Source organism: Lysinibacillus sp. K60, assembly GCF_019731275.1.
Taxonomy (GTDB): Bacteria; Bacillota; Bacilli; order Bacillales_A; family Planococcaceae; genus Lysinibacillus; species Lysinibacillus capsici.
Genome location: NZ_JAASJR010000006.1, coordinates 179,686 through 191,331, shown reverse-complemented (window position 1 = coordinate 191,331; position 11,646 = coordinate 179,686). Strand labels below are relative to the sequence as shown.

Below are 11,646 nucleotides of genomic sequence, written 5' to 3'. Positions count from 1 at the left end.
TTTATGATTTATTTATTCTTTTTAAAAATTTGTCATGTAGCTTTGTGAATAGAAGTAAAGCTAAAATAGCTCCCAGCAAGGCTAAAAACATGTCCCATTGTGCATCCCATTTATCTCCCTGCATGCCTAAAAAATCCTTTGCTCCTTTACTTCCCTTCGAGATTCTTGTACTTAACCATTCAATGATTTCATAAAAAGCAGCAATTGCGAGCAAAATACTGATCGTAATACCTGTAAGCCAAGCTCCTTTTGAAAGTGGTGTTTTCCTGATTAGTATTTCCCTTATTACGATGGCTAATAAACCTTTTAAAAAATGGCCAAACCTATCATAGTGATTACGTTGTAAATGAAATTCATCTTTTATCCAATTAAAAAGAGGGACTTCCGAATAGGTATAATGCCCACCTATAAATGTCAGGATCGACAAGAGAGCGATAATAAAATAAGAAAATGTGGTGAAGCGGAATTTATGATAAATGCAAACAACGACTGTTATTGCCACAATTCCAGGACTAACTTCAGCTAGCCAATCTAAATAAGAGGACGGCTTTATAACAGACCAGATGAAAACAATTAAAACAATAATAAGTAAGGTGGCGTGTATTTTAACATGTTGCCTACTATTCATACTAACAACTCCCTTTGTCTAACAGTATGGGAAATGGGGAAATTGCTTATTCAAATAGTTAGCAAACAAAAAAGAAAAGCGTCTAGTTGACGCTTTTTTAGCCAATTAGATCATTTTTAAAAGTGCCTCTACACCAGTCATTCCTTCTGTAATACCAAGCTGTTCTGCTTCATATGTTACAGATTCTAATGGAGCTGTTAATAGCTCGTCAATTGTTTTCACGCCTACTGCACGACCAGCAATAATTTTTCGATCAACTAAGCGACTATTTAATAGGCCGACATCTAAAGCACCACACATAATATAGCCTGTATCATTAGAAATAGTTAGTAATGTTGTTTTAGGTAATTGAACAACTACTGCAGTGAAGAAATGCCCTTTAATCATAATAGGTTCAATTGTCACCATTGAAATCACTCCTTTTCTCTATATACATATGGTGAAGGCTAGCAAGGTGTTCGACATTTTCATGAAAAAAAAACTAAATATGTTGCTAGATGTATAAGGATGAAAGGAATTAGAGGGGAAGCATCGGAGGTACTTTATAACAAAAAGGAATCTACTCAAATGAATAGATTCCTTTTATCCTTTATTATCTTGTATAAGAAAGCAAAGCAGTTTCTTTAAATTTATGTAATGCATTTGTTGCCTCACGTTTAGAACTATACTCAAACATGCGATAAGTGTTTTCTTCAAATACTGTAATAATCCACATATATGTCATCCCCTTTATTGTGTTGCATAACATTTATATATTTATAATAACTGTTATATATCAGATTTGATTTAATTTTACATCAATAAATAAAAAAATAAAGTACTATTCAAAGATTTTCACATATTGTTCAAAATTATAAAGAACGTTTAAAATTTTTTTGAAATAATTAAAAGGAGAAAACAGACAATCCTTCACAAGTATATTTCCGAGTAATTCGTAAATAGTAAGTTGACGGAGTTCTGTGATTTCGGACTTGGGAGGTGATGCTATGACACGTAATTACGTATTCATTTTTATGGTTTTCTTTTTAATCATCTCGGGATTTTTAGTGCAGGAAGGCTACGCAGATAGAGGTCGTCCCTATTATGAGGAGACAGGTGAAGTTGTTTGGGATATCAAAACAGAGGATAAAATTGTTGCACTCACCTTTGATGATGGTCCACATCCTAAATACACAGCTGCTGTGCTAGATTTATTAGCAAAATATGATGCAAAAGCCACGTTTTTTATTATTGGAAAAAATGCAGAAAAATATCCAGAGCTTGTTTTACGTTCTTATACAGAAGGCCATGAATTAGCAAATCATACGTATACACATCCATTTAAAGTTTCCATCAAAAAATTGCAAGAGGAGCTTCAACAGACAAATGACACGATTTATAGTATTACTGGTTTTTCCCCAGTTTTATTCCGTCCCGTTGGTGGAAATTACACGGATGCTATGATTAATGCTGCTGTTAAGGACGGCTATAAGGTAGTAATGTGGTCCTGGCATCAGGATACGCAAGATTGGAAAGAGCCTGGTGTAAGGAAAATTGTGCAAAAGGTAATGAAGGGAACAAGGCCTGGAGATGTTATTTTATTTCATGATGGTGGCGGGAACCGTAAACAAACAATTCAAGCACTAGAAGAAATACTACCTGCATTAAAAAAGCAAGGTTACACATTTGTTACAATACCCGAGCTGATTGAAAGCAAACAGCAACAAGAGCAAGTTCAATAATGAAAAATGAGCCATCTCAACAATGTTTGAAATGGCTTCTTTTTCACTTAAATAAAAGGTTTGAATTAGAAGAAAATAATTGGAGCTAGTGCAATACCTAAAATTGTTCCTAGAGCAATTCCATAACCAAAACCTTCTCCTCCATACCCTCCCAATCCCCAAAACCCTAAACCATAACCACTATATCTTCTATCAGGTAGAATCCATACCTGTCTTCTATCTACCCTTGTGATTTCTCCAACATGTACTTTACCAGATGAATCCGAGATTCGAACACGTTTACCATGATATTTACAGCAAAGACTATAAGTATCAGCTGGATTCACACATATCCCTCCTTTCAATGTCATTACAAGCTAATATATGCGATTTGATGCATTTATCACTAGCCGATTGTCTATTCAAGACATATGCTGTGAAGAGGTGATAATATGGCAGTTGTGTCAACGGATAAGTGGTTAAATGAATTTGTAAGTGCTAGAAAATCAACTAGAAGGGATGAGCGAACAAGCTTACAATGCTCGATTCTTTGCGATCGATTAGTCAAACTATTTCGAGATGGGCTTCCAGAAGAAATTCACTATACATTACAGCAACAGGGTCTATTTTTACCTCATGAGGAAGTCGATGTTGAAAAATTAAAAAGGCAAGAAGTGTGGGCCAGTGTACAGCAGGAGTTCCTATACTTACAGAGAAAATGGAATGGCCCATCAATACCAATTTATATTTTCCCAATTACTCAGCAGCAAACGATAACCAATAAAAATGGTGTCGCTTATCCTCATTCGCTTTTTTTATTTGTGGGTGATTTAGAAAAGCAGGAGCTTCAAGCATTATTTGCTCATGAATATAACCATGTTTGTCGTATACACATATTAAAAAAAACTTTAGATGATATGACTTTATTGGATTCTCTCATTTTAGAAGGCTTAGCAGAAGATGCGGTGAAAGATTTATATGGGGAAAGGTGGATTGCTCCTTGGTTACAATCCTACTCAGATAAAGAACTTTTAGCTTTATGGGAGCATCATTTTTTACCGAATTTACAACTCCAAGGAATCGAACAACATCATCCATTTCTATACGGGGGGCCCCTTCCACCTTGGATAGGCTACTGTATAGGCTACAAAATTGTCCAGTCGTATAAAATGAACCATTCACGCCAACATCCCTTGTTCATTTCAAGCCAAGATTTACTTGCTGGTTCGAATTTTCCGCTACAATAGAGAAAAGGAGTGATTGTTGTGTCCAATGAATTAAAAAATATATTATTACCAATTGTAGATTCAGCAACAAGGGTGCTCATTGTTGGATCCATGCCAGGAAAACAATCGTTAGAGAAACAGCAATACTATGGCAATCCACGCAATCACTTTTGGCCTATTATGGGTGAGTTATTAGAGATACCGATTCCAAATGATTATACAGAGAGAATAGCCTTATTAAAAAACAATGCAATCGGTCTTTGGGACACGATTGCAACTTGTAAACGCGAAGGAAGTTTAGATGCAGCGATACGTAATGAAAAGCCCAATGATTTTCAAACCCTTTTTGAACAATACCCTAATATCCAATTAGTGCTTTTTAATGGAGCGAAAGCATTTGAGGTTTTTAAAAAGCATATTGGCTTAGAGTTTCTAGATGGACGAGCCTATAAAAAGATGCCATCAACAAGTCCAATACCAGGGAAAAATATTAAAACGTTCACTGAAAAGCTAGAGGACTGGCGGATTATCCAACTCTATTTAGTCTAAACATCAGGACGAGATTAACGTGATGAAGTAGCTACTTTGGGGTGAATAGTATTCCTTGTGCTTTTAAACCATTGATAAAAGAGAATATACACAAGAAGGATTTCAATAGCATCCCCACCGTAGTACATGATCTTAGCACCTAGTTCTGCCTCAGTGGATGGTACATGATGAGGCGGATTTGCAAAAATAAATTTTGCCAATATGGCATGAGCAGCCAATGCTACTACTAATGTAAGAGATCGAAAAACATAAGAGTATGGATGTGGAGTAGGATCAATATAAATAAAGGCGATGGTGAACAAATAACCCGCTAGAAAAATGTGAAGATGAATGAATACATACAGTAGTATATATTCGTGCATCATGTTGAAGAGTGAGGTTGTATAGAGTAACCATAAACCGCCTACATTTAAAATAGATGCAATAATTGGATGGCGAATAAAAAGAACATACGGTTTTTTTAATATCCGAGAAAGTATACGTGCGTTGTTCACTGGTAAGGTTCTTAACAATAGAGTCATGGGTGCTGCTAATGCCATAAGTAATGGTGCCAGCATGCCAAGCAATAAATGTCCTATCATATGTGCGTCAAAATGAATATGACTAAGAGCAGCCAATGGGCCGATTAATGTAATCAGAGCACAGACATTTCCAATAATCCAACAGATAGTACGGAAATGAGGCCATTGTTTTTTATGTTGATTCGAAATAATAACAGCGAGGATATAGCCTATAAGAACTAAAACAAATGGCAAAGCCAGTAGAAGCTGAACCATAATAGGAAAGTTTTGAGCATGAACTTCGTGAGAATGCAAGATGCGCCACCTCCTATCGTCCTTTTTGATTTGTTTGGAGCAGTAAGACAATACCGATAATTATTAATAGCGCCGCCAGTATGTTCCAAACGATATCATAGGGTAGTATTTCAACATTGTAACGAATTTGGTGAAGTTTCATGAATTTATGTTGTATAATTCCATCGTAAAGCTGAAATGAGCCTGCTCCAAGAAAAATACCGCCTAGCCATCTTTTTAGCCAAAACCCATGTTTTCTATGTAGGTCAGCCAATAAAAAAGCAGATCCAATCGTAGCAAAAAAACTGAATGCATGAAATAAACCATCTGAAACTAGCCCAATAGCTGCTGTAGACTTATCATAGAAATGATGCCAGTGTAATAATTGATGAAAAATCACCTCATCTATAAATGCCACCACCCCAAGCCCAAATAAAATCCCAGTCCACATGTTACGCTGCTTATATTGAAAGCGATTTTCATGCTTATGTTTTTGTTCTTCATACATATTCGTCATATCCAATCCTATCACCTCAAGCTAATTTTCTTTTAGTCTACCCCTGAGATGAGCTCTTAAACAAATATCCCTCAAAACAGTTGTTTGTCAGAGGGAAGTAAGGATGATTGCCAGCTATTATAGTAAGAGCCAGCAGGACTGTAAAAGAATTTGAAGTGATGCTTCTCAGCTAAAGCACGGCTTTTTGATTCTTCTTCAAAACCAATTGTCATCACTTGTGTACCAAATTTATTGCGTATGTGGATAAGCTGTTGCATCATATCGAGTGACCATTCATCTTTTCCTACCACAGGATACGAAAAATCCTCCCACATAATAAAGTCAACATATGGCGCTGTATAATCAGCAAGTGTTTGAAATCCCCAATTTTGAGCAACAGATAAATCGGGATGACGTTTTTTAATTTGTTGGATAAAAGACAAGATGGCTTCATTTTGCCACTTTTGTTCATCTTCAGGTAAATAGGAATTGATATTACCAACCGTATCTAAAAACACACCATCTAAGCCTTTCTCAACAATTTGCTGCTGTATTTCTGCTAGCAAAATGTCTTGATAGTGCGTAGAAGTCAAATCCATTAAAAAAGAATCCCATTTGGCAAAATATATTCTTTCCCCCTGTTTGTCTCGATAAAAATCTTCTTCCTTCAATTGATGATAGAGTGCTGTATTCCATTTGTCTGCTTCCATCGCATTAATATAGCCGTACACTAAAGTTCCGCTTTTTTGAGCATTGATGATATACTTTTGCTGCATTTCAATAGGTTCTACAATCACTAAATCTAACTTCGTCATGCTCTTGCCAATGGCATCGTTGCCTTTATCTAAGTAGTATGTGTAATCTTTCACATCAGCAAGCTTTGCTTGGATACTTGTGGAAGAAGATACTGGATTTTTAGCAAGCAGCATCCACATACTACCTGCGATTAGAGGGGCTAATAAGAGTATCAATAATTTTTTCATAAGTACTCCTTTTTTAAGGATTTTCCATCCATTATACAATAATAGGAATTGGGTTACCTGTGGTAAATGGGCAATGGCTCAAAGGTGAATCGCCCTTTTACATATATTGAATAATGTAAAAGGAGGGTTTGTGTGTATAATAATCCATTTAGAGAAGATAATTTTAGAAGACCTGGTGGTTGGGGAGATTATAATGATTTTGAAACAACGTCATTTGGGCCAACTCATTTCGGCCCCCCTCCAGCAGGACAAATGCCCATGAGCACACCACCAGGTTTTTCACCACCAATTCCTGCTTGGCGAGAAGGGTCTAGTGGTATACGTTCCTGTTTGTTTAGAAATACGTATATTTGGATGAATAGTGGTAGAAGTTTTTGGTTTTTCCCAACAGCTGTAGGAAGGGAAATCATTGCTGGCTTTAGATGGAGTCGAAGATATGGCTGGTATTTCCGTACGATTTCTAGAAATCAAATTCGCTCCTATGAATGTTTTAGATAGACTTATCTCAAGGTATAGAGTTTTATTTTTAAAAAAATGATGTTACAATGAACGATAACGATGAATGAAGGGAAGATGGGTGGCTAATGAATAACTAATCTTAATTTTTGTATAGGAAATTTTATATTTCACGGACAACAAAAATAGGATTAGTCTGCCCATTTTTCATAATAATTGCTTTATATTCGCAAACAACTGCTGATATTTAGCTACTCCAAAGATTGTTTTCATAATAATTTTGGAGCTTATTTGTGTATGATATTGTAGCGACTAATCCTTCCAAATGAATTGGAGGGATTTTTTTGTCCCTCCAACTGGAGAGGATGGATAGTATGAAGGAACTTTTAAAATTACAGGATGTACGTTATGAAATAAAGGATATATTGTTATTTGAGCATGTGACAGGCACAGTAAAACAAGGCGAAGTCATCGGCATTATAGGGCGAAATGGTGCTGGGAAATCGACATTATTACAATTGATTCAAGGTACATTATCACCAACTATGGGAGCAATTCAGAGAGCACAGGCTTTAAAAATTACATTTGTTGAACAGGAGCTAGCTCATTTTGACAAATTAGAAGTATCCGCAAGAGAAGCTGATCTGCTGGCTAAGTGGCAGGTACCTAATGTGTCATTTACAGCGTTAAGTGGGGGTGAAAAGCTGAAAATGCGTCTTGCAGAAGGTTTTTCCCAGAATGCTCAAATTTTATTACTTGATGAACCAACGAATCATTTAGATGAACAAAGTACCGAATTCCTCATCAGACAAGTCCAAAACTATAAGGGGACAATCATCGTTGTATCACATGATCGCTATTTTTTAGATAAGGTTGCCACAAAAATCTGGTCTATTGAGGAAAAAAGCCTGATTGAACATGATGGTAATTATACAAGCTATATGGCAGATAGAGAACATCGACGATTAACCCAGCAACGTTCCTACGAGAAGCAGCAAAAAAACATTGAACGAATTGAGGCTCAAATGTCGGAACTGACGTCTTGGTCACAAAAGGGCCACACTCAGTCAACAAAACTGGAAGGCTTTAAGGAGTACCACCGTGTGAAAGCAAAGCGCTTAGATTCGCAGGTGAAATCTAAGAAAAAGCGATTAGAAGCTGAACTTGCGAAGACAAGAGTGGAAGCAGTGGAGCCAGAAGCCGAGATTCGTTTTTCTTTAGGCACGAATCAACGAGTTGGCAAGCGCTTACTGGAAATCAAGCATTTAACTTTAAAATTTGGGGAACGCATATTATTTAACGATGTGAATATTACAGCTCAATTTGGAGATAAGATAGCTATTACAGGAAAGAATGGAAGTGGGAAAACAAGCTTTTTAAAAGTACTTTTAGGCAAGCTAGAAGCTGAGGGTGAAGTATGGCTATCACCAGCTGCAAACATTGGTTATCTGACACAGGAAGTATTTGATTTACCACTTGTTCAGACACCAGAGCAATATTTTTATCGAGAGACATTTGAAGAGCGCGCTAAAGTGCGCAACTTGATGAAGAATTTAGGATTTACACTGACACATTGGACATCGCCCATAGGCAAAATGAGTATGGGAGAACGCGTAAAGTGTAAGCTGATGGCTTATATTTTAGAAGATAAAAATGTTCTTATTTTAGATGAGCCGACAAATCATCTTGATCTACCTTCTCGTGAGCAGTTAGAGCATACTCTTACCCAATATAATGGGACTTTGCTTGTCGTTTCACATGATCGATACTTTCTAGAAAAAGTCACGAACAGTGTTTGGGAGCTTCACGGTCAGCACATCAAGAAAAAGTGGACAGAAGTCACACCGAATAAAGTGGATGATACAGCGGCTCGCCGTTTAAAGCTTGAAACGGAAAGGCAAGAGATTTTAGGCAAACTGAGCTTTCTAACAGATAAAGATAAGGACTACGCAATGCTTGACCAGAAGTTTAATGAGCTAACGAAGCGCATCAATGAACTTCGATAGCTGAAGCGTTTAAGTTAACCTTTTCCAGGGAAAAATATGGAGAGAGTGCATTTCTTAAATGGGGGTTAACATGGTGAAAAAGGTAGTATTTCTCTTTTTATTGTTAAGCATTTGTAGCTTAAGTGCTTGTGCAGAACGAAATAAGAATGAACAACAACATGAGATTAAAACAAGTACATCTGTAGCACAGTCAAATAATGATCAAGTTGATGCGGTTCAAGCAACTGAAGCTCTTCAACAAATAAAGGAGCAGATTCATTTTGATGTTCCAATAAAAATGCCAACAACGTTACCTATTGCAGAGGGTGCATTTTTATCAGCTACAGCAAGGACAAAGGGCGACCAGGTTGAAGTTATTTTTTATGAAAGCAAAGAGAATATGCCCATTAATGATATTCGATTAAAGAAATCAGCGACTGTTATTGGAAGATTGCTGGTCAAGAAATATAAAAGTGTGGAAGGTGCAAGCACACAGATAGCATTTGATAATTTCAATCAAAATGGCGGGCAAGAGGTTGATCTTGGTTACAATATAAAAGGTTATCAAGATGCAGGTGCTGGTTCATTATGGACTGGTTGGAATGAAGGGCGATGGGCAATTGCCACTCACACACGAACTGATAATCCTGATGCAGGTGTCAAACTTGCTAAGCAGGCAGTAGCGTATTTAGAAAACCACATGCTACCTATTCCAAGGCAATATGGCATGGCTCAGCTAGATGTTTATCAATCAGGTAATTTAATTGTTTGGCAGGATGAAAAGCTTGTTTACACACTCGATTCAATCAAAGAGCCTTTAAAAGCACTAGCAATTGCTACAGCTTTTTATCAATAATAGAAATCCTAGAGTAAAGATGCTCTAGGATTTTTTGTATTATTTTACTTTATACTATTCAGCATTTTTTGGTATTCGCTGAATTTTTGCTGCCATTCATCCATTGGGAAATATTGATGTTCAAGGCCATTTAGTAGATCTGTTAACATATCAAAACAAATATGCCATCCCGCTAAATCCTTCGGTGTATGCTCTGTCAGATTTTGAAGTGTCTCTACTAATACCAATAAAGAACCCTTTTCAGTAGAAAATAATTCAAATCTCACCGTATCTGTACCCCAACCAAATCCCAATACTTCTTTCTCAACATAATCTGTGATGGTTATTTCCTCAAAATTACCTGTTCCATCATTCATATTAAAATGTATTTTCCCGTTCTTACGTAGCTCAATGATTTCTAAATTACTCATCCATTTTTGTAGGTTTTCATTGTTAGTCATAGCGGACCAAACGGCATCTATTGGATATAGTAATTTTCGTTTGAACGTAGCAATATGGTAATTTGATTGTTTTTCAATAGTAGCTAGCACAGACATCCTCCTAATGATAAATTGCTTGAAAAAGTCTAGTGATGCCTAGTTCAATTTCATGCTTTTGTAAATGACCATAGCCAATAATCAATCTGTTATTATATTTTCCCTTTTTAATTGTATGATCCTCTACTGGGTAAACCTTTACACCAAATTGTTCTATTTTCACTAATAAGTTTTGTGTAAAATCAATCTTCTCAAATTCTGCAACTAAGTGCATACCTGTAGAATAGCCGAATATCTTTATGTTATGTGAAAAAGTGGATTGTAAACATTGAATCAGAAAATCACGTTGGCTTTTATAGAACTTCTTCATTTTTGTGATATGTCTTTCCATATAGCCCTCCTGTATAAAGCGAGAAAGGATAAGTTGGTCTAAGGAAGGTGTATGTAAGTCCGTAAACCATTTTAATTGACGACATTTTTCAGTAAGCTGTGTTGGAAGGATAATGTATCCTATTCTTAATGCGGGAGAGAGAATTTTACTAAAAGAACCGATGTAGAGAACAAGCTCTGGATCTAGTCCCTGTAAAGAACTAACAGGTGGCCCTTCGTAGCGAAACTCACTATCATAATCATCTTCAATTAAAAAGCAATGATTCTTTCTAGCATACTCAATTAATTGAATTCTACGTTGAATAGGTAAGGTACTTCCTAAAGGAAATTGATGAGAGGGAGTTAGAAAGACAAGTTTAGGATCTATATTATCTGGTAATAGGCTTGTTTTCATCCCGAATTCATCTACTGGTATCGGATAAATGGTAGCACCTGAAGCTTTAAAGATAGTTTGAATATCATTCGTTATAGGATCTTCCATAATAGCAAGATCATTAGGTGACAGCAATAATCTCGACACAAGCATCATTGCCTGTGTCGCACCAGATGTAATAATAATTTGCTCTGGATGACATTCAACGCCCCTTGTTCTTAATAAGTAGTGGGCAAGAGTATGCCTTAATTCTATGCGCCCCTCTGGAACCCCGTATCCCAATATGGAGGATTCACTATCGTGCCAAAGTTGATGACTTATCTTCGCCCAAGTTTTACGAGGAAACAAGTCGAGTGCTGGAATACCTGAGCGTAAGTTGATAACTTCTTTCCCTACTATTGAATCTCCTGCTTTATTTGTAATAAAAGGTTTGGTCTGTTGTGGTAACAACGCCCCTTCTGCAACAAATGTACCGGCTCCTCTTCGTGCAATTAAAAATCCTTCGGCTAGTAACTGATCATAAGCTTCTAATATGACATTTCTTGATACTTTTAATTCTACCGAAAGCTCTCGTGTTGATACTAATTTTTCTCCTGCCTGAAGGTGTCCACTTAAAATTTTTTCCCGTATTTGCTGATAGATTTGACGATTTAAAGGAATATCTAATGCTCGATCAATAGGTATCCATAACATTTTACATACCTCCAATTTGAAAGTGGTACCTTTAAAATCAC

15 protein-coding genes are annotated in these 11,646 nt (G+C 36.5%); 6 read left to right on the top strand and 9 right to left on the bottom strand.

What is annotated here, in order from left to right; translation table 11 throughout:
• Position 1: 1 nt before the first annotated feature.
• The 3 genes from HCH28_RS14980 to HCH28_RS25085 form a co-directional block, all read right to left on the bottom strand.
• Entirely contained in the window at positions 2 to 628 is a 627-nt protein-coding gene (locus HCH28_RS14980) for a DUF2238 domain-containing protein (RefSeq protein WP_221681658.1), read from the bottom strand.
• 105 nt (positions 629 to 733) lie between these two features.
• A complete protein-coding gene (locus HCH28_RS14975) occupies positions 734 to 1,036 on the bottom strand; it encodes a YunC family protein (RefSeq protein ID WP_004231716.1) in 303 nt (100 codons plus the stop codon).
• A gap of 184 nt (positions 1,037 to 1,220) precedes the next feature.
• Positions 1,221 to 1,343, bottom strand: a complete 123-nt coding sequence (locus HCH28_RS25085; RefSeq protein WP_004231718.1) for a hypothetical protein — start codon at positions 1,341 to 1,343, stop codon at positions 1,221 to 1,223.
• Between the two features lie 271 nt (positions 1,344 to 1,614).
• On the opposite strand from HCH28_RS25085, the gene HCH28_RS14970 reads away from it, so the two are divergent.
• Positions 1,615 to 2,349 (top strand): polysaccharide deacetylase family protein, encoded by a 735-nt coding sequence (locus tag HCH28_RS14970; RefSeq protein ID WP_221681656.1) that lies wholly within the window; start codon positions 1,615 to 1,617, stop codon positions 2,347 to 2,349.
• Positions 2,350 to 2,414: 65 nt separating this feature from the next.
• Here the strand turns inward: HCH28_RS14970 and HCH28_RS14965 are convergent, their stop codons facing one another.
• Positions 2,415 to 2,675, bottom strand: a complete 261-nt coding sequence (locus tag HCH28_RS14965; RefSeq protein ID WP_221681654.1) for a hypothetical protein — start codon at positions 2,673 to 2,675, stop codon at positions 2,415 to 2,417.
• Positions 2,676 to 2,780: 105 nt separating this feature from the next.
• On the opposite strand from HCH28_RS14965, the gene HCH28_RS14960 reads away from it, so the two are divergent.
• Both HCH28_RS14960 and HCH28_RS14955 read left to right on the top strand, forming a co-directional pair.
• On the top strand, positions 2,781 to 3,575 hold the full coding sequence (locus HCH28_RS14960) for a DUF2268 domain-containing putative Zn-dependent protease (protein WP_221681653.1): 795 nt from the start codon (positions 2,781 to 2,783) through the stop codon (positions 3,573 to 3,575).
• 18 nt (positions 3,576 to 3,593) lie between these two features.
• Positions 3,594 to 4,103, top strand: coding sequence for a DNA-deoxyinosine glycosylase (locus tag HCH28_RS14955; RefSeq protein ID WP_221681649.1), 510 nt, complete (start codon positions 3,594 to 3,596; stop codon positions 4,101 to 4,103).
• 14 nt (positions 4,104 to 4,117) lie between these two features.
• Here the strand turns inward: HCH28_RS14955 and HCH28_RS14950 are convergent, their stop codons facing one another.
• The 3 genes from HCH28_RS14950 to HCH28_RS14940 all read right to left on the bottom strand — a co-directional run bounded on the left by HCH28_RS14950 (position 4,118) and on the right by HCH28_RS14940 (position 6,376).
• A complete protein-coding gene (locus HCH28_RS14950) occupies positions 4,118 to 4,918 on the bottom strand; it encodes a cytochrome c oxidase assembly protein (RefSeq protein ID WP_221681645.1) in 801 nt (266 codons plus the stop codon).
• A 13-nt stretch (positions 4,919 to 4,931) separates the two neighbouring features.
• Positions 4,932 to 5,414, bottom strand: a complete 483-nt coding sequence (locus HCH28_RS14945; RefSeq protein WP_221681643.1) for a DUF2243 domain-containing protein — start codon at positions 5,412 to 5,414, stop codon at positions 4,932 to 4,934.
• A gap of 71 nt (positions 5,415 to 5,485) precedes the next feature.
• Positions 5,486 to 6,376: an endo alpha-1,4 polygalactosaminidase gene (locus HCH28_RS14940; RefSeq protein ID WP_221681641.1), complete on the bottom strand. Its 891-nt coding sequence runs from the start codon at positions 6,374 to 6,376 to the stop codon at positions 5,486 to 5,488.
• Between the two features lie 132 nt (positions 6,377 to 6,508).
• Between HCH28_RS14940 and HCH28_RS14935 the strand changes: the two genes are divergently transcribed.
• The 3 genes from HCH28_RS14935 to HCH28_RS14925 all read left to right on the top strand — a co-directional run bounded on the left by HCH28_RS14935 (position 6,509) and on the right by HCH28_RS14925 (position 9,673).
• Positions 6,509 to 6,874, top strand: a complete 366-nt coding sequence (locus HCH28_RS14935; RefSeq protein WP_221681639.1) for a hypothetical protein — start codon at positions 6,509 to 6,511, stop codon at positions 6,872 to 6,874.
• 332 nt (positions 6,875 to 7,206) lie between these two features.
• Positions 7,207 to 8,838: a ribosomal protection-like ABC-F family protein gene (gene abc-f / locus HCH28_RS14930; protein ID WP_221681637.1), complete on the top strand. Its 1,632-nt coding sequence runs from the start codon at positions 7,207 to 7,209 to the stop codon at positions 8,836 to 8,838.
• Positions 8,839 to 8,908: 70 nt separating this feature from the next.
• The gene (locus tag HCH28_RS14925) at positions 8,909 to 9,673 is read left to right on the top strand and encodes a hypothetical protein (protein ID WP_255601459.1); all 765 of its coding nucleotides are present in this window, start codon (positions 8,909 to 8,911) and stop codon (positions 9,671 to 9,673) included.
• Between the two features lie 44 nt (positions 9,674 to 9,717).
• Here the strand turns inward: HCH28_RS14925 and HCH28_RS14920 are convergent, their stop codons facing one another.
• A complete protein-coding gene (locus HCH28_RS14920) occupies positions 9,718 to 10,209 on the bottom strand; it encodes an SRPBCC family protein (RefSeq protein WP_255601457.1) in 492 nt (163 codons plus the stop codon).
• A gap of 4 nt (positions 10,210 to 10,213) precedes the next feature.
• Positions 10,214 to 11,605: a MocR-like pyridoxine biosynthesis transcription factor PdxR gene (pdxR, locus tag HCH28_RS14915; protein ID WP_221681631.1), complete on the bottom strand. Its 1,392-nt coding sequence runs from the start codon at positions 11,603 to 11,605 to the stop codon at positions 10,214 to 10,216.
• Positions 11,606 to 11,646 lie beyond the last annotated feature (41 nt).

Excerpts from the sequence above, each read along its gene's own strand:
- HCH28_RS14980 (WP_221681658.1), bottom strand. The coding sequence starts at position 628 with ATGAATAGTAGGCAACATGTTAAAATACACGCCACCTTACTTATTATT.
- HCH28_RS14975 (WP_004231716.1), bottom strand. The coding sequence starts at position 1,036 with ATGGTGACAATTGAACCTATTATGATTAAAGGGCATTTCTTCACTGCA.
- HCH28_RS25085 (WP_004231718.1), bottom strand. The coding sequence starts at position 1,343 with ATGTGGATTATTACAGTATTTGAAGAAAACACTTATCGCATGTTTGAG.
- HCH28_RS14970 (WP_221681656.1), top strand. The coding sequence starts at position 1,615 with ATGACACGTAATTACGTATTCATTTTTATGGTTTTCTTTTTAATCATC.
- HCH28_RS14960 (WP_221681653.1), top strand. The coding sequence starts at position 2,781 with ATGGCAGTTGTGTCAACGGATAAGTGGTTAAATGAATTTGTAAGTGCT.
- HCH28_RS14945 (WP_221681643.1), bottom strand. The coding sequence starts at position 5,414 with ATGACGAATATGTATGAAGAACAAAAACATAAGCATGAAAATCGCTTT.
- HCH28_RS14940 (WP_221681641.1), bottom strand. The coding sequence starts at position 6,376 with ATGAAAAAATTATTGATACTCTTATTAGCCCCTCTAATCGCAGGTAGT.
- abc-f (WP_221681637.1), top strand. The coding sequence starts at position 7,207 with ATGAAGGAACTTTTAAAATTACAGGATGTACGTTATGAAATAAAGGAT.
- HCH28_RS14925 (WP_255601459.1), top strand. The coding sequence starts at position 8,909 with ATGGTGAAAAAGGTAGTATTTCTCTTTTTATTGTTAAGCATTTGTAGC.
- HCH28_RS14920 (WP_255601457.1), bottom strand. The coding sequence starts at position 10,209 with ATGTCTGTGCTAGCTACTATTGAAAAACAATCAAATTACCATATTGCT.
- pdxR (WP_221681631.1), bottom strand. The coding sequence starts at position 11,605 with ATGTTATGGATACCTATTGATCGAGCATTAGATATTCCTTTAAATCGT.